At 64.5% G+C, this 22,077-nt stretch carries 17 protein-coding genes; 11 read left to right on the top strand and 6 right to left on the bottom strand.

Translation table 11 applies throughout. The features are described from left to right. On the bottom strand, positions 1–1,062 hold a 1,062-nt coding region (locus tag RSO01_RS19185), incomplete at its 3' end, for an ABC transporter substrate-binding protein (protein WP_170303190.1). A 127-nt stretch (positions 1,063–1,189) separates the two neighbouring features. Here RSO01_RS19185 and RSO01_RS19190 point away from each other — a divergent pair. Genes RSO01_RS19190 through RSO01_RS19205 form a run of 4 tightly spaced genes read left to right on the top strand, consistent with a single transcriptional unit; the run spans position 1,190 to position 4,505 of the window. Beyond that, on the top strand, positions 1,190–1,948 hold the full coding sequence (locus tag RSO01_RS19190) for an ABC transporter ATP-binding protein (RefSeq protein WP_147150854.1): 759 nt from the start codon (positions 1,190–1,192) through the stop codon (positions 1,946–1,948). After that, complete coding sequence (locus tag RSO01_RS19195; RefSeq protein ID WP_147150856.1) at positions 1,941–2,645, top strand: ABC transporter ATP-binding protein; 705 nt, start codon at positions 1,941–1,943, stop codon at positions 2,643–2,645. Before RSO01_RS19190 ends, RSO01_RS19195 begins: the two co-directional genes overlap by 8 nt. A gap of 4 nt (positions 2,646–2,649) precedes the next feature. Next, positions 2,650–3,531: a branched-chain amino acid ABC transporter permease gene (locus RSO01_RS19200; protein WP_147150859.1), complete on the top strand. Its 882-nt coding sequence runs from the start codon at positions 2,650–2,652 to the stop codon at positions 3,529–3,531. Between the two features lie 11 nt (positions 3,532–3,542). Then, on the top strand, positions 3,543–4,505 hold the full coding sequence (locus RSO01_RS19205; protein WP_147150861.1) for a branched-chain amino acid ABC transporter permease: 963 nt from the start codon (positions 3,543–3,545) through the stop codon (positions 4,503–4,505). Here the strand turns inward: RSO01_RS19205 and RSO01_RS19210 are convergent. From RSO01_RS19210 to RSO01_RS19230, 5 genes are all read right to left on the bottom strand, one after another. Then, complete coding sequence (locus RSO01_RS19210) at positions 4,447–4,704, bottom strand: hypothetical protein (RefSeq protein ID WP_147150862.1); 258 nt, start codon at positions 4,702–4,704, stop codon at positions 4,447–4,449. The genes RSO01_RS19205 and RSO01_RS19210 overlap by 59 nt on opposite strands. A gap of 5 nt (positions 4,705–4,709) precedes the next feature. Further along, complete coding sequence (locus tag RSO01_RS19215) at positions 4,710–7,862, bottom strand: multidrug efflux RND transporter permease subunit (protein WP_147150864.1); 3,153 nt, start codon at positions 7,860–7,862, stop codon at positions 4,710–4,712. A 12-nt stretch (positions 7,863–7,874) separates the two neighbouring features. Next, complete coding sequence (locus RSO01_RS19220; protein ID WP_170303191.1) at positions 7,875–9,005, bottom strand: efflux RND transporter periplasmic adaptor subunit; 1,131 nt, start codon at positions 9,003–9,005, stop codon at positions 7,875–7,877. 234 nt (positions 9,006–9,239) lie between these two features. After that, positions 9,240–12,341, bottom strand: coding sequence for an efflux RND transporter permease subunit (locus RSO01_RS19225; RefSeq protein WP_147150868.1), 3,102 nt, complete (start codon positions 12,339–12,341; stop codon positions 9,240–9,242). Between the two features lie 7 nt (positions 12,342–12,348). Next, positions 12,349–13,458: an efflux RND transporter periplasmic adaptor subunit gene (locus RSO01_RS19230; RefSeq protein WP_170303192.1), complete on the bottom strand. Its 1,110-nt coding sequence runs from the start codon at positions 13,456–13,458 to the stop codon at positions 12,349–12,351. Positions 13,459–13,654: 196 nt separating this feature from the next. Between RSO01_RS19230 and RSO01_RS19235 the strand changes: the two genes are divergently transcribed. The 7 genes from RSO01_RS19235 (at position 13,655) to RSO01_RS19265 (ending at position 21,989) form a co-directional block, all read left to right on the top strand. Then, positions 13,655–14,743, top strand: coding sequence for a calcium:cation antiporter (locus RSO01_RS19235; protein ID WP_147150872.1), 1,089 nt, complete (start codon positions 13,655–13,657; stop codon positions 14,741–14,743). 372 nt (positions 14,744–15,115) lie between these two features. After that, the gene (locus tag RSO01_RS19240; protein ID WP_147150874.1) at positions 15,116–16,486 is read left to right on the top strand and encodes a hypothetical protein; all 1,371 of its coding nucleotides are present in this window, start codon (positions 15,116–15,118) and stop codon (positions 16,484–16,486) included. Between the two features lie 143 nt (positions 16,487–16,629). Beyond that, positions 16,630–16,980, top strand: a complete 351-nt coding sequence (locus RSO01_RS19245) for a hypothetical protein (RefSeq protein ID WP_147150876.1) — start codon at positions 16,630–16,632, stop codon at positions 16,978–16,980. Between the two features lie 338 nt (positions 16,981–17,318). Beyond that, positions 17,319–18,062 carry an RraA family protein gene (locus RSO01_RS19250; RefSeq protein ID WP_147150877.1) on the top strand — a complete coding sequence of 248 codons (744 nt, stop codon included), beginning with the start codon at positions 17,319–17,321 and terminating at the stop codon, positions 18,060–18,062. A 9-nt stretch (positions 18,063–18,071) separates the two neighbouring features. Continuing rightward, positions 18,072–20,192, top strand: coding sequence for an adenylate/guanylate cyclase domain-containing protein (locus RSO01_RS19255; RefSeq protein ID WP_246158573.1), 2,121 nt, complete (start codon positions 18,072–18,074; stop codon positions 20,190–20,192). A gap of 66 nt (positions 20,193–20,258) precedes the next feature. After that, the gene (locus RSO01_RS19260) at positions 20,259–20,759 is read left to right on the top strand and encodes an invasion associated locus B family protein (RefSeq protein WP_147150879.1); all 501 of its coding nucleotides are present in this window, start codon (positions 20,259–20,261) and stop codon (positions 20,757–20,759) included. 282 nt (positions 20,760–21,041) lie between these two features. Beyond that, positions 21,042–21,989 carry an HlyD family secretion protein gene (locus RSO01_RS19265; protein WP_170303193.1) on the top strand — a complete coding sequence of 316 codons (948 nt, stop codon included), beginning with the start codon at positions 21,042–21,044 and terminating at the stop codon, positions 21,987–21,989. The last annotated feature ends 88 nt before the right edge of the window (positions 21,990–22,077 follow it).

A 22,077-nucleotide genomic window follows, 5' to 3' on the forward strand; every position in this document is an offset into this window, starting at 1 on the left:
ATTGACCGGGATCTCGCGCATCTTGGCCATGACTGCCTTGGCGTCGTCGGTGCCGGCCGCTTGCACGGCCTTCAGGTAGTGCAGGGTCGAGCTGTAGACGCCCGCCGTCAGCATGCTGGGCAGCTTGTCCTTCTTGGCGCGGAAGCGCTTGGTCCAGGCGCGGGTCTCGTCGTTCAGGTCCCAGTAGAACGACTCGGTCAGCACCAGGCCCTGCGCGACCGGCAGGGTGAGCGACTGCACGTCGGTCGCGAAGACCAGCAGGCCCGCGAGCTTCTGGCCACCCTTGACGATGCCGAACTCGCCGGCCTGCTTGATCGAGTTGATCGTGTCCTGGCCGGCGTTGGCGAGGCCGATGACCTTGGCCTTCGAGGCCTGGGCCTGCAGCAGGAAGGACGAGAAGTCCTGCGTGCTGAGCGGGTGGCGGACGCTGCCCAGCACCTTGCCGCCGGCGGCCTTCACGACCTCGGTAACGTCGCGCTCGAGCGCATGGCCGAACGCGTAGTCGGCCGTGAGGAAGTACCAGGAGTCGCCGCCCGCCTTCACCATCGCCTGGCCCGTCACGTGGGCCAGCGCGTAGGTGTCGTACACCCAGTGCGCGCCGGTCTCCGAGCAGGCCGGGCCGGTCAGGTCGGCCGAGGCCGCACCCGTGTTGATGTCGATGAGGCCCTTCTCCTGGGCGATCTTGCGCACCGCCAGGGCCACCGAGGAGGTGCCGAGTCCGGTGATCATCTTGACGCCGTCGACGTCGTACCAGCGACGGGCGATCTGGGCGCCGACGTCGGGCTTGGTCTGATGGTCGGCCGACAGGATCTCGACCGTACGACCGAGCACCTTGCCGCCTGTCTCCTTGGTGGCATCCTCGACCGCCATCTGCATGGCTTCGACCTCACCGGCGGTGAGGTCGCCATAGACGCCCGAAAAGCCTTCCATGACACCGATCTTGAGCGGTGCCGGCGCCTGTGCCTGGACAGGGGCCTGGGCGATCGCGACCATTCCCAAGGCAGTCAGGCCGGCGACGGCAACGGCCGTGCCTACGTAACGAACAGATTTACCAACTCTCATACGCTAATCCTCCCAATGCTCCACTCCCCGCAACGCGCCGAAATATCTAGCGGCGGCGTCCGAGCTGCGCCAGTGCTGGACAGCGGCGCAAAGCTTCGATTAATTCGCGACACCGCAGGGAGGCGGGATGGCCGAAGAAGAAGTAATTCTCAAGGCGGAAGGGCTGACGAAGGAGTTCAAGGGCTTCGTCGCAGTTAAGAACGTCAATCTGCACGTACGGCGCGGCACTATTCATGCCCTGATTGGGCCGAATGGTGCTGGCAAGACGACGTGCTTCAACCTGCTCACGCACTTCCTGACGCCGACGGCGGGCCAGATCCACTTCAAGGGCCGCAACATCACGGGCAGCTCACCTGCGGCGATCGCGCGCATGGGGCTGGCGCGCTCCTTCCAGATCTCGGCGGTGTTCCCGCACCTTTCGGTACGCGAGAATGTCCGTGTCGCTCTGCAGCGCAAACTCGGCAATTCCTTCTTCTTCTGGCGCAGCGAACGCGTGCTGAACCAGCTCGACGGTCGCGCGATGGAGCTGGTGACGGCGGTCGGCCTCGAAGCCTTTGCCGAGCAGCAGGCCGTCGACCTGCCCTACGGCCGCAAGCGCGCCCTGGAGATCGCCACCACGCTGGCGCTCGATCCCGAGATGATGCTGCTCGACGAGCCGATGGCCGGCCTCGGGCAGGAGGACATCAAGCGCATTGCCGCGCTGATCCGCACCGTCGCCCGCGATCGCACCGTGCTGATGGTCGAGCACAACATGTCCGTCGTCGCCGACCTCTCCGACACCATCACCGTGCTGGCGCGCGGCGAGGTCTTGGCCGAGGGCCCTTACGCGACGGTGTCCAAGGATCCTGCGGTCGTCGAAGCCTATGTCGGGACGGGTCATGGCTGAGACATTGCTGAAGGTTCAGGGCCTGCAGGCCTGGTACGGCGAATCGCACATTCTCCATGGCGTCGGCTTCGAAATCGGCCGCGGCGAGCTGGTGACGCTTCTGGGCCGCAACGGCGCGGGCAAGACCACGACCTTGAAGTCGGTCATGGGCATCGTCGAGAAGCGCACCGGCTCGGTGGCCTTCGAGGGCAAGGAGACGGTCGGCCAGCCGTCCGACGCCATCGCCCGGCTCGGGCTCGCCTACTGCCCGGAGGAGCGCGGCATCTTCTCGAGCCTGAACGTCGAGGAGAACCTCCTGCTGCCGCCGATGGTGCGGCCGGGCGGCATGAGCCTTTCAGAGATCTACCAGCTCTTCCCCAACCTGCAGGAGCGGCGGCGCAGCCAGGGCACCAAGCTGTCGGGCGGCGAGCAGCAGATGCTGGCGATCGGCCGCATCCTGCGCACCGGCGCCAATCTCCTGCTGCTGGACGAGCCGACCGAGGGCCTGGCGCCGGTGATCGTCCAGCGCATCGGCGAGATCATCCGCCAGCTCAAGGGCCGCGGCTTCACCATCCTGCTGGTCGAGCAGAACTTCCATTTCGCCGCCGCCGTGGCCGACCGCCATTACATCATGGAGGACGGCCACGTCGTCGACATCATGACGGCGGGCGACGTGAAGCAGAACATCGGCAAGCTGCAGGCGTATCTGGGGGTGTAACGCCATGTTCGAGCTCATCGGAATCCCACCCCAAGCCCTGTTCGGCCAGCTCCTGCTCGGCCTGATCAACGGCGCCTTCTACGCCATGCTGAGCCTGGGCCTGGCCGTGATCTTCGGCATGCTGAACGTGATCAACTTCACGCACGGCGCGCAGTACATGATGGGCGCCTTCGCCGCCTGGCTGCTGCTCGGCATCCTCGACATCCCGTTCTGGGTGTCGCTGGTGTTGGCGCCGATCATCGTCGGCCTGTTCGGCGTCGTGCTGGAGCGGTTGCTGCTGAAGCGCATCTACCATCTCGACCATCTCTACGGCTTCCTGCTGACCTTCGGCCTCGCCCTGGTGATCGAGGGCCTGTTCCAGTGGAAGTGGGGGTCGTCCGGCGCGCCTTATCCCAACCCGATCCCGGGCGGCTACAATCTCGGCTTCATGTTCCTGCCGACCTATCGCGGCTTCGTCGTGCTGGCGGCGCTCGTGATCTGCCTCGCCACCTGGTACGGCATCGAGCGCACCAAGCTCGGCGCCTACCTGCGCGCGGCGACCGAGAATCCGACCCTGGTGCGCGCCTTCGGCATCAACGTGCCGCGCCTGATCACGCTTACCTACGGCCTGGGCGTCGGCCTCGCGGCGTTGGCCGGCGTGCTGGCGGCGCCCATCCAGCAGGTCTCGGCCCTGATGGGTACCAACCTGGTGCTGGTGGTGTTCGCCGTCGTGGTGATCGGCGGCATGGGCTCGATCATGGGCTCGATCGTCACCGGCTTCGGCCTCGGGCTGATCGAGGGCCTGACCAAGGTGTTCTATCCGCCGGCCTCCAACACCGTGATCTTCGTGGTCATGGCGCTGGTGCTGCTGATCAAGCCGGCCGGCCTGTTCGGCCAAACCAAGTGATGGCGGGCCAAATGATGTCGCCCAGCCAACGCATGATCGTCGCCGTCGCCGTCGCGGTATTGGCGCTGGCGGCCCCGTGGTTCGCCTATCCGGTGTTCCTGATGACGGCGCTGTGCTTTGCGCTGTTCGCCTGCGCCTTCAACCTGCTGCTGGGCTATGCCGGCCTGATGAGCTTCGGCCACGCCATGTTCTTCGGCATGGCGGGCTACTTCTACGGCCATGTCGTGAAGGCCTGGGACATGCCGCCGGAGCTCGGCCTGCTGGCGGGTGTCGGCGGTGCGGCACTGCTGGGGCTGGTCACCGGCGCGCTGGCGATCCGCCGGCAGGGCATCTACTTCGCCATGATCACGCTTGCCTTCGCGCAGATGGTCTACTTCTTCTGCATCCAGGCGCCGTTCACCCACGGCGAGGACGGCCTGCAGGGCATCGTGCGCAAACCGCTGCTCGGTGGCCTGATCCCGACCAAGGACGATCGGGTCCTCTACTACGTCGTGCTGGCGATCTTCCTGTTCGGCTACGGCGCCATCTACCGCTTCATCCATTCGCCGTTCGGGCAGGTGCTGAAGGCGATCCGCGACAACGAGCAGCGCGCCCTGTCGCTGGGCTACGAGGCCGACCGCTACAAGCTGCTGGCCTTCGTGCTCTCGGCGGCGCTGGCGGGCCTGGCCGGTGCCACCAAGGCGATGGTGCTGCAGTTCGCCACGCTGACCGATGTCAGCGCGGCGATGTCGGGCGAGGTCGTGCTGATGGCCCTGGTCGGCGGTCTCGGCACCATCATCGGCCCGGTGATCGGCGCCTTCATCATCATCACCATGCAGAACTACCTCGCCGCGACTGGCGAGTTCGTGCTGGTGATCCAGGGCCTGATCTTCGTGGTGATCGTCATGGCCTTCCGCAAGGGGGTCGTCGGCGAGTTCAGCGAGTGGTGGAAGCGCCGCTCTGAACCGCGGGCGCAGCCGAAGGCGGCGGACTGACGGTCGCGCAATTGGTGGCGTGGCTCATCAGGCAATCCTGCAGCGCCGATACCGACGACAGCCGGTCCACCAGCACGAGGCCGGTGACGACCAGCACCGCCAGCACGACGAGCGCGATCAGGCTGTTGCGGCGGCCAGCGTCGTCGCGTTCGGCTTCGTCCTGGTCGAGATATTCGTCTTCCTCGTGTTGACCGGACATGGCGGCTAGTCGGCGGCGTGCGTGCCGGCTTCGGCGGCAGGCATCGCGGGCGGTATGGCGGCCGGGATCTGTCCGGTCGGACGGCGGCGCTTGCCGGCGAGCCAGTGCTGGAAGCGATCGAGATACAGGTAGATGACCGGCGTGGTGTAGAGCGTCAGCCACTGCGACACGATCAGGCCGCCGACGATGGCGATGCCGAGCGGCCGGCGCAGCTCGGAGCCCGCGCCCTGGCCGATGGCCAAGGGCAGGCCGCCGCCGATCGCGGCGAAGGTGGTCATCATGATCGGGCGGAAGCGCAGCAGGCAGGCCTCGTGGATGGCTTGCAACGGGCTCTTGCCCTGTTCGCGCTCGGCCTCGAGGGCGAAGTCGATCATCATGATGGCGTTCTTCTTGACGATGCCGATCAGCAGGATGATGCCGATCAGGGCGATGACGCTGAGGTCGTAGTGGAAGAGCATCAGCATCAGGAGCGCGCCGACACCGGCCGAGGGCAGGGCCGAGAGGATCGTGATGGGATGGACATACGACTCATAGAGCATGCCCAGGACGATGTAGACGGCGAGGATGGCGGCCGCGATCAGCAATGGCGTGGAGCTGAGTGACGACTGGAAAACCTGGGCCGTGCCCTGGAAGGAGCCGTCGAGCGTGATCGGTGTCTTGAGCTCGGTCTGGACCTGCTGGATGCGCTCCACCGCCTCGCCGAGCGCCGTGCCGGGCGCCAGGTTGAACGAAATGGTCACTGCCGGGAACTGGCCCTGGTGGTTGATGGTGAGCGGCGCGATCTTGTTGCTGAATTTCGCCACGGTGCTGATCGGCACCTGCGCACCGTTCACGCCGGTGACGTAGATGCGCGACAGCGCCGCCGGATCGGCCTGGAACGACGGCAACACCTCCAGCACGACCTTATATTGGGTGCTCGACGCATAGATCGTCGCCACCTGGCGTTGGCCGAAGGCGTCGTACAGCGTCTGATCGATCTGGGCGAGTGACAGGCCAAGCCGCGAGGCGCTGTCGCGGTCGATGTCGATGGAAAGGTGTGGCGAGGCGATCTGCTGGTCCGACGTCACATCCTGCAGTCCGGGCAGCTTGGCCATGGCCTGCTCGATGATCGGCGCCCAGTGGTTCAGCTCCTCGCTGTCGGTCGAGGTGAGCGTGTACTGGAACTCGGTCTTGCTGAGCCTGCCGCCGACATTGATGTCCTGGCCGGCCTGCATGAAGAACCTCACGCCCGGCACCTCGGCCACCTTGGGCCGCAGCCGCTGGATGATCTGCTGGGCCGACGCGGAGCGCTCACCGAACGGCTTCAGCTGGATGAACATGCGCGCGGTGTTCTCCGACGAATTGCCGCCGGTGGAGCCGACGAAGCCCACCACGCCCGACACAGCCGGATCCTTCTGGACGATCGCCGAAAGCCGGTTCTGGAGGTCGGCCATGGCGGCGAAGGAGATATCCTGTCGCGCCTCGGCCTGGGCGAAGATGAAGCCGGTATCCTGCTCGGGGAAGAAGCCCTTGGGGATCACGACATAGAGGTAGCCGGTCACGAAGATCAGCACGATCGTCGACATCAGGGTGACGAACTGGTGGCGCAGCACCCATTGCAGGCCGCGATCGTAGAAGCGCACGGTGGCCTCGAAGGCGTCCTCGCACATCTGGTCCAGTCGGCCGCGCTTGTGGCCGGCGTGGCGTTTGAGGAAGCGCGCGCACATGACCGGCGTCAGGGTGAGCGATACGAAGGCCGACATGACCACGGCCACGGTGACGGTGACGGCGAACTCGCGGAACAGGCGCCCGACGATGCCACCCATGAACAGGAGCGGGATGAACACCGCGATCAGCGAAAACGTGATCGACACGATGGTGAAGCCGATCTGTCCCGCACCCTTCAACGCCGCATCGAACGGCCGCTCGCCCGCCTCGATGTAGCGCACGATGTTCTCGATCATGACGATCGCGTCGTCGACGACGAAGCCCACGGCGATGGTGAGGCCCATGAGGCTCAGATTGTCGATGCTGTAGCTCAGCACGTACATGACGCCGAACGTGCCGACCAGCGACAATGGCACGGTGATCGACGGAATGATCGTGGCCCACAAGTGGCGCAGGAAGATGAAGATCACCATCACTACCAGGCCGATGGTAAGCAACAGGGTGAACTCGACGTCGACCACCGAATCGCGGATCGACTGCGATCGATCCGACACCAGATCGACGCCTATCGTCGGCGGCACCGAGGCGAGCAGCCGCGGCATCATGGCCTTGATGTTGTCGACCACCTCGACGGTGTTGGCGCCGGGCTGGCGGAAGACCAGGAGAAGCTCGCCACGCTTGCCGTTGAACCAGGCGCCGTTGCGCGGCGCCTTGGTGGCGTCGACGACGTCGGCCACGTCCTGCAGCTTGACCGGCGCGCCGTTGCGGTAGGCGACGATGATGTTGCGGTAGCCTGCGGCATGGAACAGCTGATCGTTGGTGTCGATGGTGATCGACTTGTGCTCGTTCTCGATGTTGCCTTTCGCCTGGTTGACCGTGGCGTTGGCCAGCGCAGCGCGCACATCCTCGAGCGAGATGCCGTGGGCAGCCAGCGCGGCGGGGTTGGCCTGCGCGCGCACGGCGAAGTCCTGCTGACCGGCCACCAGCACCTGGGACACGCCGGCGACCGCCGAGATCTTCTGCGCCAGGATGGTGTAGGCGTAGTCGTCGACCTTGTAGATCGGCAGCGCATCCGACGAGATCGCATAGATCAGGATGGCGCGATCGGCCGGGTTCACCTTGCGGTAGGTCGGCGGGTTGGGCAGGTCCTTCGGCAGCAGCCCGCTCGCCGCATTGATCGCCGTCTGCACGTCGGTCGCCGCGCCGTCGATGCTGCGGCCGAGATCGAACTGCAGCGCGATCGAGGTCGTGCCGAGGCCGCTCGTCGAGTTCATCGAGGCGAGACCCGGGATGGCGGCGAACTGCTGCTCGAGCGGCGTGGCGACCGAGGAGGCCATGGTCTCCGGGCTGGCGCCGGGCAGGGTCGCCGACACGGTGATGGTCGGGAAGTCGACGTTGGGCAGCGCCGCGACGGGCAGCAGATTGTAGGTCGCGGCACCGAACACCAGCAGTCCCAGCATCATCAGCGAGGTGGCGATCGGCCGGCGGATGAAGGTCTCGGAGATGTTCATGGTACGCGCCGTTCAGCCGGCTTTGCCCGCGGCTGCTGACTGTCCGGCGGGAGACGCGGTGTCGATCTTGACGCTGGATCCCTCGGAAAGCCGGTACTGGCCGTCGACCACGACCTTGTCGCCGTTGGCAAGGCCGTGGGCGACGACGGCGAGGCCGTCCTGCATGCTGGCGATCTCGATGGGGTGCCGTTGCACGGTGTTGTCCGGGTTCACCGTGTAAGCGTAGTAGCCTTCCGGGCCCTGCATGATCGCACGCTCGGGAACGGTGACGGCGCCGACGCGCACGTCGGTCACAAGCCGCACATTGACGAATTCGCCCGGCCACAGCCGTTCGTCGGCGTTATCGAACGTGGCCTTGAGGCGCAACGTTCCCGTCGCGGCGTCGATCTGATTGTCGATCAGGGTGAGCTTGCCCTGCGACAGCTTCGTCTTGTCGTCGGCGGCAAAGGCAATCACCGTCAGGGGAGCCGCGGCCTGGGCGTGCCGGATCGGGTCGGCGACGTCCTGCGGCACCGTGAAATTCACGAAGATCGGCTTGATGCGGGTGATGTTGACCAGCGGCACCGCCTGGTTCGCCTGCAGCACGTTACCGACATCGACCAGGCGTTGGCCGGTCCGCCCGTCGATCGGCGCGCGGATATCGGTAAAGGCGAGATTGACCTTGGCGGTATCGATCGTCGCCTGGTCGAGCGCGACCGTTGCCGTCAATGCATCGACAGTGGCGTGCTGCTGGTCGAAGCTCTGGCGCGATTGGTACCCCGAGCCGATCAGCTTGCCGTAACGTTCAAGATCCAGTTTGGCACCGGCAAGCTGTGCTTCGTCGCGCTGCTTGGCGGCGTTGGCGTGATCGAGCACTGCCTGCAACGGCGCAGGATCGATCTGGAAAAGCAGGTCGCCCGCCTTGACGAACTGACCTTCGGTAAAGGCGACCTTGACGATCTGGCCGTCGACGCGGGTCTTCACAGCGACTGCCTCGTATGCCTGGACCGTGCCGATGCCGCGCACCATCACTGGCATGTCCTTGGTGACGGCGATGTCCGTGACGACGGGAACAGGAGGCACTTGCGTCGACGCCGCGGCGCGCGCCCGGTCTCTCCCCATCTCAGTGACGATGAACCAGCCCGCGACGACAAGGCCAGCCATCAGGCCGACCGCTCCAACTTTGGACCAGATGCCTTTGTTCATACGCGGCAAGCTCCATCGACGGACACTACCCAAAGTGCATCCGCTTTTGTGGCGACTACATGGCTATACGTGGCGGATCGACAGCCGTGCCTCGCGGGATGCTGAATTGCCGCAGACGATGACGCACCATTTCGTGAGCGCGTCACGTGTGCTGCAGATCGGCATCGTCGCGCAGGTTCGCTTACACGCTGCTTACTGGTTGGCTGCGATTGTGCGTTGCCTGCGTTGCGCGGTCAGCCACTGCGCCAGGCGGCCGAGATAGAGATAGATCACCGGCGTCGTGTAGAGCGTGAGCCACTGAGAGACCAAAAGACCGCCCACGATCGACACACCGAGCGGATGACGCAGTTCGGCACCGACACCTTGGCTCAGCGCCAGCGGAAGGCCGCCGCCGAGGGCTGCGAAGGTCGTCATCATGATCGGGCGGAAGCGCATCAGGCAGGCCTGGTGGATCGCCTCGCGCGGGCTCATGCCCTGCTCGCGCTCGGCCTTGAGCGCGAAGTCGATCATCATGATGGCGTTCTTCTTGACGATGCCGATCAGCAGGATGATGCCGATCAGCGCGATGATGCTGAGATTGTAACCGAACAGCATCAGCGCCAGCAGCGCACCGACACCGGCCGACGGCAGGGCCGAGAGGATGGTGATGGGATGAATGTAGCTCTCGCAGAGCATCCCCAGCACGATGTAGACGGTGAAGATCGCCGCGAGAATCAGGATCGGCGTCGACTTCAGCGACTTCTCGAAGATCTGGGCGATCCCCTGGAATGATCCCTGGACCGTCGACGGGACGTCGAGCTCCTGGCGCAACTGGTTGACGGCGGCGACCGCATCGCTGAGCGCTGCTCCGGGCGCGAGGTTGAAGGACAGGGTCACGGAGGGGAACTGGCCCTGATGGTTGATGGTGAGCGGAGCCACCGTGTCGGTGAAGCGCGCCACCGTGCTCAGCGGCACCTGCACGCCATTGGCGCCGGAAACGTAGAGGCGGGAGAGCGCGTCCGGCCCCTTCTCGAAGTGATCGGTCGATTCCAGCAGCACCTTGTACTGCGTGGCCGCGCTGTAGATCGTCGCCACCTGGCGTTCGCCGAACGTGTCGTAGAGCGTCTGGTCGATCGCCGACAGCGATATGCCCAGACGAGAGGCGATGTCACGGTCGACCTCGACGGTGACATGACGCGAGGCGATCTGCTGGTCGGTCGCATTGTCCTGCAGCATCGGCAGGCCGCGCATGCGCTGGTCGAGGACCGGCGCCCAGCGATTGAGCTCGGCGGTGTCGATCGACGTCAAGGTGTACTGGTACTGCGTGCGGCTCAGCCGGCCGCCGAAAGTGAGGTCCTGGCTTGCCTGGAGATAGACGTTGACGTCGCGGACCTTCGCCACCTCTGGGCGAATGCGCTGGATGAACTGCTGGGCGGAGACGTCGCGCTTCGAGTAGTCCTTGAGCTGCACGAACAAGCGCGCAAGGTTTTCGGACGACACGATCGGTCCGGTACCGGCGAAGGCGATGACATTCTGCACGGCCGGATCGCGCAGGAACACGGCCGCCACGTCCTCTTGCCGCTCCACCATCGCCGTGTAGGAGATGTCCTGGCGGCCTTCGACCGTGACGAAGACAAAGCCTGTGTCCTGCTGGGGAAACAGGCCCTTGGGGATGACCGCGTACAGCCAGCCGGACAGGACGGCGAGGGCGATGGTCGCGGCCAGGGCGAGACGCTGATGGTCGAGCACCCAACGCAAGCCACGGTCGTAGCCGCGCTGCACGGCGTCGAAGGCGCCTTCGCAGACTTGCTCGACGCGGCCCCGCTCGGCGCGAGGCGCATAATGCAGCAAGCGGGCGCACATGACCGGCGTCAGTGTCAGCGATATGAAGGCCGACAGAACGATGGCGGCGGTCACGGTGACGGCGAACTCGCGCAACAGCACGCCCACCATGCCTGACATCAGCAACAGCGGGATGAACACGGCCACAAGCGAGATCGTGATCGACACGATGGTGAAACCGATCTCGCCCGAACCCTTGAATGCCGCCTGCAGCGGCGTCTCGCCTTTCTCGATGTGGCGTACGATGTTCTCGATCATGACGATGGCGTCGTCGACCACGAAGCCGACGGCAATCGTCAGAGCCATCAGCGTCAGGATGTTGACGCTGTAGCCGAGCGCATACATGACGGCGAAGGTGGCGACCAGGGCCAGCGGCACCGCGATGCTCGGGATGACGGTCGCCCAGAAGTGCCGCAGGAAGAGGAGGATGACCATCACCACCAGGGCGATGGTGAGGACCAGGGTGAACTTCACGTCGGCGATCGACGCCTCGATCGCCGTCGAGCGGTCGGACACCAGGTCGACCTTGATGGCGGGCGGCGCCGACGCGACGAGCTCGGCCATAGTCGCCCGCACGCGGTCGACGATCTCGGTCGTGTTGCCGCCCGGCTGGCGGTAGACCAGCAGGACCTCGGCCTTCTTGTTGTTGTGCCACGCTCCGGTGCGCGGCAGCCTCGCACCGTCGACCACCTCGGCGATGTCGCGGATGCGCACGGGGGCGCCGTTGCGAAAGGCGACGATGACGTCGCGGTAACCCTCGGCCTGGAAGAGCTGATCGTTCGCGTCGAGCACGAAGGACTGGAAGCGACCCTCGAGCGTGCCTTTTGCTTGGTTGGTCGTGGCAGCCGCGATTGCCTTGCGGATGTCCTCCATGCCGATCCCGTGCGATGCCAGCGCAGCGGGATTGGCGCGGATGCGAACGGCGAAGTCCTGCTGGCCGGCGACGTTCACCTGGGCAACGCCTGGGATGGCGGAGATCGTCTGCGCCAGCACGCTGAAGGCGAAGTCGTCGACCTTGTAGATCGGTAGGTCGTCGGAATGGACGGAGTAGATCAGGATCGGCTGGTCGGCCGCGTTGACCTTCTTATAGGTTGGCGGATTGGGCAGGTCCTTGGGCAACAGGCCGCCCGCCGCGTTGATGGCGGTCTGCACGTCGGTTGCCGCGCCGTCGATGTTGCGGCTCAGCGCGAACTGCAGCGACATCACGGAGTAGCCCAGCCCGCTCCACGATGTCATCGCCACCAGGCCGGGAATGGCGGCGAATTGCTGTTCCAGCGGCGTGGCGACACTGGTGGCCATGGTATCGGGGCTGGCGCCGGGCAAGTTGGCGGTCACCGTTATGGTCGGAAAGTCGACGTCGGGCAGGGCAGCGACCGGCAGCAGGACGTAGGCCGAAGCCCCGAACACCAGCAAGCCCAGCATCAGCAACGACGTCGCGATCGGCCGGCGGATGAAGCGCTCGGAGAAGTTCATGGCCGCCTCAGCTTGCCGGCTCGGCGGCCCTGACGCGGGTGCCGTCGGACAGGCGGAACTGGCCGTCGATCACGACCTTGTCGCCGGGCGCGACGCCGCTGTCGATGACGGCGATGCCGTCCTGCACGGCGCCGATCTCGATCGTTCGTCGCTCGGCCGTGCCGTCCGCCCGCACGACGAAGCAGAAATAGCCGCTGGAGCCTTGCATGACGGCGCGCTGCGGGACGGTGACGGCGTCCGTGCGGGTCTCGAGCTGCAGGCGCACATTGACGAACTGGCCCGGCCACAGACGCTCGTCGGTGTTCTCGAAGGTTGCCTTCAGCCGCAGCGTGCCGGTCGCCGTCTCGATCTGGTTGTCGACGACCGACAGCGTGCCGCGCGCCAGTTCCCTGTCCTTGCCGCCATAGGCGATGACGACCAGCGGCCCGGCTTTCTGCATGCGCCGCACCTGCTCGTTCACGTCCTGCGGCACGGTGAAGTTCACGTAGATCGGCTTGATCTGGGTGATGCTGACCAGGCTCGTGGCCTGCGAGGCCTGCACCAGGTTGCCGACATCGACCAGGCGCGTGCCGGTGCGGCCGTCGAACGGCGCACGGATGTCGGCGTAGATGAGGTTGAGACGGGCCGAGTGCATGACCGCTTCGTCGGCGGCGATCTGGCCCTTGAGCGCATCGACGCGCGCCTGCTGCTCGTCGCGAATCTGGATGGGTTCGTAGCCCTGCGCCGAGGTCTTGAGGTAGCGCTCGAGGTCGAGCTGGGCGCCTCTTAGCTTGGCTTCGTTCTGGGCCCGGTTGGACGAGGCCTGATCGAGCACCGCCTGGAAGGGCCGCGGATCGATCTGGAAGAGCGGATCGCCTTCCTTGACGTCCTGTCCTTCCTGGAAGGAGACCTTGACGATCGTGCCGTCCACACGCGTCTTGATCACGGCGGTGTTGAGGGCCTGGACGGTGCCGATGCCGCGCACATAGACCGGCACGTTGCTCGTTTTCGCGACTGCGACGCTCACCGGAATGGCGGGCTGTGCCATCGCCGCGACGGCCGCTCGGTCGCGCCCTGTGTGCTGCAGGAAGAGGTAGCCCGCGCCGACCACGACAGCCAGGACAGCGATAGCTCCCATCCTGGCAAGGATGCGGTTTTTCACCTCGTCCGGCCCCCTCGGCGAAACAGACGATGAGCCTAACCGATTTCACGCAAAGCGTGTGCCTGCAAAAATAGTCATCAACCCTGACAAAATCTGCACCAAGTCCGCCTCGCTTCCGTGTCGGAGCTTGCGTATATCGGTTGTCTGCAGTTTTTTGAGGTGGGGCAATGGGATGGCAGGCCGTTACCGGACGCTAGCGTGGCGAGCAGTGCCGCTGGCGGGCCTTGCGGCGGCCTTCGCCCTGTCGTCGCTCCCGGCTAATGACTCCGCGCTTGGCCTGGTGCTGCCCCTGGTGGGCCTGCTTGTGCTGATGGGCGTGGTGTTCGCCTGCGTCTGGCACGCCGACGTGATCGCCCACCGCACCGGCGAGCCCTACGGCACGCTGGTGCTGACCGTCGCCGTGACCGTGATCGAGGTCGCGCTCATCCTGTCGATCATGCTGGCAGGCGAGGGTAAGCCGACGTTGGCACGCGAGACCGTCTTCTCGGTGATCATGGTCGTGTGCAACGGCGTTGTCGGCCTGTGCCTGATCCTGGGTGGCCTGCGCTATGGCGAGCAGGGCTTCCGCCTGCCCGGCGCCAGCGCCTACCTCGTCGTGCTGATGCCGCTTGCCACCCTGACCTTGATCCTGCCGACCTGGACCACCAGCATGCCCGGCCCGTTCTACACCACCTCGCAGCTCGCCTTCGTCAGCTTCGTGACGATCATCCTGTACGCCGTGTTCCTCTACGTGCAGACCGTGCGCCACCGCGACTACTTCCTGTCCGACCTCGGTGGCGCATCGGAAGACCATGCACCGCCCGGCCAGCGTCAGCTCTGGGAGAGCGTCGTGCTGCTGCTGGTCGGGCTGGTGGCCGTCGTGCTGCTTGCCAAGGGTGTCTCCGGGTCGATCGAGACCGCGGTCGTGTCGATCGGCGCACCGACCGAGGCCGTCGGCCTCCTGGTGGCGCTGCTGGTGTTGCTGCCCGAGACGGTCGCTGCCCTGCGCTCCGCCCGGCGCAACGAACTGCAGAAGAGCCTCAACCTCGCGCTCGGCTCATCGCTCGCCACGATCGGCCTCACCATCCCCGCCGTTTCCCTGCTGGCGATCGTCCTGAAGCAGCCGCTCGAGCTCGGCGTCGACATGCACGACACCGTCCTGCTGGTCCTGACTTTCGCGGTCAGCCTCGTGACCTTCGCCGGCGGGCGCACCAATATCCTGCCGGGCTTCGTGCATCTGGTGCTGTTCGCGGTCTTCGTGTTCATGGTTTTCGTCCCGTGACCGGCCGTCAGGCCGCCAGCACGAAGCTCGCAATCGAGAGCCCGAAGACCGCCGCCCACACCGCGATGCTGGCTCGTCAAGCTACTGGCCACCGCGCAAGGTGACGAGGCGTACCGGCTGCTCAAGGACAAGCGGCGCCCGTCTATCAAGTGATTGATCTGGATATCTAGCGATGAAAAAGGGCGCTCACGGGCGCCTTTTTGTTGGCGGACGCGTCTGTCGTTCAAAACTCCGATAAACAATCTCAGTTATTTTACATACCCTAGTTATTGACTTGAGTTCTGTTTTACAATGCTCCCACCCTCTTCTGGCTTCGCCTTCGGGCAATCCACTAGGCACAGAACGAGGCCACGCTTCTGCAGGAGCTCGTCGATGTTCAATGTCCGGCCCGAAGCCATGATCCCCTGGCTCCACGTCGAGCCACCCCCAGCCGACGAACTGCCCGGATTTCGCATGAATCCCGACGGTTCCGTGCGTGGCGCGCAGCGTGGAGGGACAGCAGGCTCCTTCGGATTCGGCATGCCACTTGGAACGCTGACCTCGCCCTATGCCGGCGCGGCACAAGCGCTGGCGCAACCAATCCTGAGGATTCCTACGCCGGATCTGGAGCTTCTAGCGCAGTCAACTCTGCCGACCGGCTTGGCCGGCCTTCGCGCCGCACCATGGGACAACGTCTTTGGCTTCAACCTCAGCCCCGAGAAAGCCTTGCTGGGCTTAAACCTCGTCGGCAGCGGAAGCGATGCGCAGCGCCGGGAAACGAACTGGTTTGAGGAGACGCGCCCGGAATCGGCGCTGCCATCATCTTCAGACACCGCGCCAACACCTACACCGCCTGGCGCCGAGGATTCGACCTCGCTCATTCCACCGCAGCTTCCCGAGTGGCTCTACAAGGTTGTAACAATGCCGGTGCCACAGTTGTCGACGGCATTCGATCCGCGTACCGGGCGGCGCATCGTGCCCAATGAGCCACTGATTGGCCTGGCGAGATCATATCTAACGACAAACCAGAACGCGCGCGGGAGTGAGGATACCCGCCCTTACGTTGACGACATCAGCCCCCTGCCTGATCTGGAGTCTCCCAATACGCCGAGCGCCGAACGGTGGCCGCCCTCCGACACGCCGGTGTGGCAAACGGACATCAATAGCGGCCCCGGCGTTACAACGGCGCGGCCTGCCAATTCCGAGCCGACACCTGAGGCGGTGATGTGGAATACTTGGCCGCAGCCACTGATAAATGGATGGCCTTATGCGGAAGCGGACAGCGCCAAACGCGAGGTATCATGGCCTACTGTTGCGATGCCGCAGCCAATAGGCGTTGCCCCGACACCGTCGGTTGGGCCCGTTGCAGACTCTAACTTTATTCTTGCGAACGCTGGCGACCCCGAGTTGCCGCAGGCAGAGCAGCGGATGCCGCCGCCGCAAGATCAACCGACGGAACCGAAGAATCCCGTCACACCCACAGAGCCAGCTGGCAGGTTGCCCGAACGCCGGACTGAAGCGCTCTCGCGATCCATCGAGGATTACCGACGTGCAACAGCCGATCAAATTGATGGACTTGTAAGCGCAATCGCGACCTATGGAAGCCGCATCTATGAAGACTCGATCCTAAAAGCCCGAGATGATTTGGCTCGTCTCGCAGAAAGACTACGAAATGATACGACCGAGACAACCCTTAGCATCCTCAACAGTTTTCTATGCAGTATGGTCCACATCGGGACCACGCCATATGGAGCATTAGCCTAAAGAAGGTCAAAGATTTTGCGCAGCCCGCTTTCTGCCAACTGCTGGAGTGTGCTGCTTGCACGTTCTCGGCAGACCTTGGCTTCATTCACAAGATTACGGACGCGGAAGTACCGAGAGGCAGAGCGAACGGCTCGGTCAGCTTCTTGGATGCAGCCTACACGGAGAAGGATCTCTACCTTGTCACTCACCACCTGCGGAAGTTCTTGCCGGATATCTATTGGGTGACAATGTTCGGCAAGCCCTATGTGGAATTGTTTTCCCGCGAGCGACTCCTGTCCTGTCCGGCCTACCGTGTGAAGGAGTTGGACAATGGTTCCATCGTCGTCCAGCTCACGCCGGAATTGAAGGACATAACCATTGAAGAAGCAGCGTTTGAACGCGCGAGACAAGACGCCCGAAACCACCTCAACAACGACGCATTCTTCGATCTTACCAAGGGGATGGATTATCGTTATCGGGTCCCGGAGTTCGTGTGGGGACCCATACTTCAGTGAAATTGATAGGTACGACCTGCCCACGTGGTTACTGGACCAATTCGACCTTGATCGTCGCGGGAGGAATCCTGAAGACAACTACGTCCGAGTCGTTCTTCCAATCCACCTGCCTGCATCGGATCGCGCGCCTCGACCGCGGACGCGATATTGGTTTCGCTGCCTCCAGAGGGCAGGGACGGCGTTAAGCAGCATCCGGATGTAGAAGATGGCGGCCGCCAAGCCCTCGAGCTTTACCGCAAGCCATCCCTTTTGCCCAGCAACGGCGTGGGCGCGCAGTCCCTTGTCGGCGGCGGCCAATTGCGCGAAGAACAAGGCCTGCAAAGGGAGAACCGCCTGCCATGCCCGACCAAGCCATCACGCTGTCCGACGACATCTTCGCCGAGCTGCGCAAGATCGACACGCCCACCATCACCAACGTGGTGGCGACCTATCCGAAGAATCCCCTGTGTCTCGGCCTCTACAATCCGTGGACCGAGAACTGGTACAGCGACACCAGCATCCGCTGCCTCTATCCCGAGATGGGTCCGATCGTCGGTTACGCCGTCACCTGCGTCTACGGCCTGCCCGATCCCAACTTCGCCGGCCGGCTGTCGTTCATGGACGTGGTCGATGCGCTCGACGCCATGAAGAAGCCGACGATCCTGGTGATCCAGCAGAAGTGGCCGCCCGAGCTGCACAACAAGGCGGGCCTCGCGGGCGAGATGATGGTGAGCTCGATGATGGCGGTGGGCTGCATCGGCATGATCTCGAACGGCCCGTCGCGCGACATCGACGCCATCCGCAAGCTTCGTTTCCAGCTCCTGCTGGGCGGCGTCACCGCAGGCCACGGCGAGATGGCCGTGCAGTCGGTCAACGTGCCGGTCTCGGTCGGCGGCATGGACGTGGCGCCAGGCGACCTGATCCATATGGACGAGAACGGTGCGGTGAAGTTCCCACCGGCGCATGCCGAGGCGGTCGTCAAGAATGCCCGCGCCATGCTCGACGACGAGGCGCGCCGCCTGGTGCTCCTGCGCAAGGCGCGTACGGCTGCAGAGGTGCGTGCCGCCAATTCCGGCGGCGCCTACACACAAAAGAAGAGCTGACGTTTCATCATGGCCGACGCGACGGCCATTCAACCAACGCGCTGGGGTCTGGCGGCGAAGCTGTTCGCCGTCCTGATCCTGCTGGGCGCCGTCGCTGTGCTGATCACCGGCATCCTGGGTTACGTCCGTGCGCGCGACGCACTCGAGCAAACGATCTTCAACCAGCTCACGGCGACGCGCGAGAGCAAGGCGCATCAGGTCACGGTCTATTTCCGGACCATCCGTGCCGACATGCGGCTGCTGTCGACGTCGAAGATGGTCGTCGACGCCATGCGCGGCTTCCGCGAAGCCGTTGATGAGCTCGATGCCAAGCCGGTCCCCGCTGACGTGCGCCAGCGCGTCGTCAACTGGTACGAGACCGACTATATGCCCAGGGTGCGCCGCCTGCTGGGCGCCAACACGCCCCTGCAGGACTTCCTCCCGGTCGGGTCGGCGCCCTACTTCCTCCAGGACTGGTACATCGTCGACAACCCGCATCCCAAGGAACGGCGCAAGCTGGTCACCGAGGCGGGTGAGGGGAACTATGCCAAGCTGCATGCTCTCTATCATCCGCTGCTGCGGACCGCGGCGGCGACGCTGAATTTCGCCGACCTGTTGTTGGTCGATCCGCGCACCGGCCGCATCATCTATTCGGTCGAGAAGGAGGCCGAGTTCGGCACCTCCCTCAGGGCGGGACCCTATCGCAGTTCCAACCTGGCGGTTGCCGTGGCGCGCTGCGCGCAGACGCCGGACCCATCGGCGACATGTCTGGAGGATTTCGCTGACTACCTGCCGTCCAACGGCGCACCGCAGGCGTTCATGGCAGCGCCGATCGTCGATCAGGGCGTTGTTACAGGGGTGCTGGTGGCGCAACTCTCGATCGACGAGATCGACAATATCGTCACCGGCGGGCGGCGCTGGCAGCACGAAGGTTTTGGCGCCACCGGCGAGGCCTATCTGGTCGGGCCCGACTTTTTGATCCGCTCCAGCCCACGCACGTTCTTCGAGAATCGCGACCTCTATTTCGAGGAGCTGAAGGGCGGTCAGACATCTGCCGAAGACATCGAGGACATTCGCCGCTACGGCACGCCCGTCCTGCAACAGAAGGTCGACACCCAGGCCAGCCGCGCCGCCCTGGGCGGTGTCGAAGGCACCGGTGAGATCCTCGGCTATCGCGGCATCCCGACCCTGGCCTCATGGGGGCCGATACGGATCGCGGGCGTCAAATGGGCGCTGATCGTCAAGATCGACTCCTCCGAGGCCTTCGCGCCTGTCCGCCGTCTCGAGCGCGATCTCATGATCGTGGGCGGCTTGGCTCTGATCGTGGTGCTGGTGACGGGCGCCTGGCTCTCGCGCTCCCTGCTGGGGCCGTTGCGCGAGCTCACGGCCGGCGTGCGCCGGTTCGCCGCCGGCGACCACAATGCCCACGTACCGGTGCGCACGCGCGACGAGATCGGCCAGCTTTGTGCCGCCTTCAACGGCATGGTCGACGAGATCAGCGAGAAGAATGTCCTCATCGAAAGCAAGAACCGCGAAAACGAGGAATTGCTGCTGAATGTCCTGCCGGCGCCGATCGCCAATCGACTGCGCGGCGGTGAGAAGGGTATCGCCGACGGCTTCGCCGAGGTCACCGTGGCCTTCGCCGACCTGGTCGGCTTCACCGCCATGTCGTCGGAGATGCCGCCGGCCGAGGTCGTGGAACTTCTCAACGGCCTGTTCAGCCGCTTCGACGAGGCCGCCCACGAGCTCGGCATCGAGAAGATCAAGACGGTGGGTGATGCCTATATGGCGGTGTGCGGCATGCCGGTGGCGGTGCCCGACCATGCCGCCCGCATGGTGCGCATGGCGATCCGCATGGTGCACATCACCCGCGAGCACGCGATGGAGTACCAAGTCTCGATGAAGCTCAGGGTCGGCGTCAACAGCGGCCCGGTCGTGGCCGGCGTCATCGGCAAGAGCAAGTACATCTACGACCTGTGGGGAGACACGGTGAACCTGGCGAGCCGTATGGAATCGGGCGGCCTGCCTGACATGATCCAGGTGACGCGACCGGTCTACGAGACGTTGAAGGACCAGTTCACGTTCGAGGCGCGCGGCGAGATCGAGGTCAAGGGCAAGGGCAATGTCGAGGCATGGCTCCTGAAGATGTAGCTCCACGCCCCCTTGCATACCGCCGGAAGTTCGCGATTATCGCGCCCAAGGGAGGAGCCTAACAGTATGACATCAGGTAGCCGCCGTCGCGTTCTGGCGTTTCTCGCGCCATTCGTCGCTGGACTTATCGCGACGGTACCGTCATCGGCGCAGGACGCCCCCGTCGCGGGCTGGCGGGTCGAGTGCACCAGCGACGGCAAGGTCCTGGACTGCCGCGCCGTCCAGCAGATGATCAATCGCGACGACAAGCAGCTCGTGGCGCAGCTCACCGCGCGGATCGCGCCGGAGACCAAGGCGCCCAGCCTGACCATCCAGCTTCCCCTCGGCATCAGCCTGACCGAGCCGGTCCAGCTCAAGGTCGACAATGGCGCGGTGGAAAAACTGCCGGTGCAGACCTGCACCAATGCCGGCTGCATCGTCTCGCTTCCCTTGAAAGACCCGTTCCTGGCGTCACTGAGAAACGGCACGACCCTCAAGCTCACGCTCCAGGATCCCAACAAGCGGACGATCAATATAGACGTGCCGCTGCTGGGCTTTGGCCTCGCCTTCGACAAGGCGACCAAGTAGCGGGGGCCGACAACGGGGCCAGACAACGGGGAACGTCCCTGCGTCATAGCCTCGCGGTTCATTGCCGCCGGGCGGGATCGGGATAAAACCGGCCAGGATCAAGTCGAATTTGGCCACAATAGGCCGCCATATTGGTGATGAATTGGGCCTCGACCCCATTGAAAGATAACCATTTTTTGCGCAAATGTTCCCGTGGTGACGGGGTCCAAACAGGGTAGTGGGCAGCGGCCAGTGGCGAAGAGCGGAACGATGAAGCGGGTCATGACCGGCGCGGTTGCGCTGGTGGCGGTCGGCGTGACTGCGGCATGGATTGCTCGCAGCCAGCAGGCCGCCAATGGCGCGACGGGTGCCCTGCCCACTGGCGGTCCCCTGATCGCGCGCGGTTACACGGAGGCTCCGGCCGGCACGGTGCTGATCGCCAACGACCCCAATGGCGGTGCGGTGCTGAAGGAACTGCGCATCAAGGAAGGGCAGATCGTCAAGCGCGACGAGATCATTGCCGTGATGGGCAACTATCCCACGGCCGAGGTCAACCTGAAGATCGCCGAGAACAACCTTTTGAAGACCGAGCGGCTGCGCGAAACCACCTTGAAGGGCACGCGCGTCGTCGATCTTCAGCTCGAAGAAGGTGCTCTGAAGTCGGCGATCGAAAACGAACGATTGGCGACCATACTGCGCAACCGTTCGGGCAGGCCGCCCGAGGAAAAGGACCTCGAAGTCTGGCTGTCTGAGCAGAGGATCAAGAACCAGGAGGCCAGCCTCGCCCTCAACAAGCGGCGGCTGCAGATCGACCTCGAGCAGAATGCCACCGATATCGTCAGGCTGAAGGCGGCGGTCGATCAGGCTCTGCGAGTCCGCGAAGAGGCCCTTGTCCGCTCGCCCATCGACGGCGTCGTCACCCAGATCAATTCACGCGAGGGCGAGATGGCGTCGGGCTTGGGCATCGCCAAAGTCGTCGACATGAAGCAATTGCGCGTCTTCGCGACGGTCGATGAACTGCACCTGCCGCGCCTGAAGGTGGGCTCGCCGGTCGAAGTCACGTTCCGCGGCACCCCCACGGTGTACCGCGGCAAGATCGCTATCGCCCCCATGTCCGTGAAACGCGAGAAGCGCAGCGAGGCGGATATGGGCGTGGCCAGTGTCCGCCAGATCGAGGTCGAGATCCAGGCCGATGACGGCGTGATATTCCCGGAGATCTTGGGGCGCGAGGCGCGAGTCACCTTTCTCTGAGGCCCGGGAATGCCAGCCGGAGTGGCGATCGGCCCGCGAGTCATCAAATCTTCCCAATAAATCCCTGAAATCGCGACCGTTCCTCGCA

The sequence above is a fragment of the Reyranella soli genome (assembly GCF_007992495.1).
GTDB classification, from domain to species: Bacteria; Pseudomonadota; Alphaproteobacteria; order Reyranellales; family Reyranellaceae; genus Reyranella; species Reyranella soli.

What these genes read in the sequence shown, in the direction of transcription:
- RSO01_RS19190 (WP_147150854.1), top strand. Translation starts at nt 1,190, where the DNA reads ATGGCCGAAGAAGAAGTAATTCTCAAGGCGGAAGGGCTGACGAAGGAG.
- RSO01_RS19195 (WP_147150856.1), top strand. Translation starts at nt 1,941, where the DNA reads ATGGCTGAGACATTGCTGAAGGTTCAGGGCCTGCAGGCCTGGTACGGC.
- RSO01_RS19200 (WP_147150859.1), top strand. Translation starts at nt 2,650, where the DNA reads ATGTTCGAGCTCATCGGAATCCCACCCCAAGCCCTGTTCGGCCAGCTC.
- RSO01_RS19205 (WP_147150861.1), top strand. Translation starts at nt 3,543, where the DNA reads ATGATGTCGCCCAGCCAACGCATGATCGTCGCCGTCGCCGTCGCGGTA.
- RSO01_RS19210 (WP_147150862.1), bottom strand. Translation starts at nt 4,704, where the DNA reads ATGTCCGGTCAACACGAGGAAGACGAATATCTCGACCAGGACGAAGCC.
- RSO01_RS19215 (WP_147150864.1), bottom strand. Translation starts at nt 7,862, where the DNA reads ATGAACATCTCCGAGACCTTCATCCGCCGGCCGATCGCCACCTCGCTG.
- RSO01_RS19220 (WP_170303191.1), bottom strand. Translation starts at nt 9,005, where the DNA reads ATGGCTGGCCTTGTCGTCGCGGGCTGGTTCATCGTCACTGAGATGGGG.
- RSO01_RS19225 (WP_147150868.1), bottom strand. Translation starts at nt 12,341, where the DNA reads ATGAACTTCTCCGAGCGCTTCATCCGCCGGCCGATCGCGACGTCGTTG.
- RSO01_RS19230 (WP_170303192.1), bottom strand. Translation starts at nt 13,458, where the DNA reads ATGGGAGCTATCGCTGTCCTGGCTGTCGTGGTCGGCGCGGGCTACCTC.
- RSO01_RS19235 (WP_147150872.1), top strand. Translation starts at nt 13,655, where the DNA reads ATGGCAGGCCGTTACCGGACGCTAGCGTGGCGAGCAGTGCCGCTGGCG.
- RSO01_RS19240 (WP_147150874.1), top strand. Translation starts at nt 15,116, where the DNA reads ATGTTCAATGTCCGGCCCGAAGCCATGATCCCCTGGCTCCACGTCGAG.
- RSO01_RS19250 (WP_147150877.1), top strand. Translation starts at nt 17,319, where the DNA reads ATGCCCGACCAAGCCATCACGCTGTCCGACGACATCTTCGCCGAGCTG.
- RSO01_RS19255 (WP_246158573.1), top strand. Translation starts at nt 18,072, where the DNA reads ATGGCCGACGCGACGGCCATTCAACCAACGCGCTGGGGTCTGGCGGCG.
- RSO01_RS19260 (WP_147150879.1), top strand. Translation starts at nt 20,259, where the DNA reads ATGACATCAGGTAGCCGCCGTCGCGTTCTGGCGTTTCTCGCGCCATTC.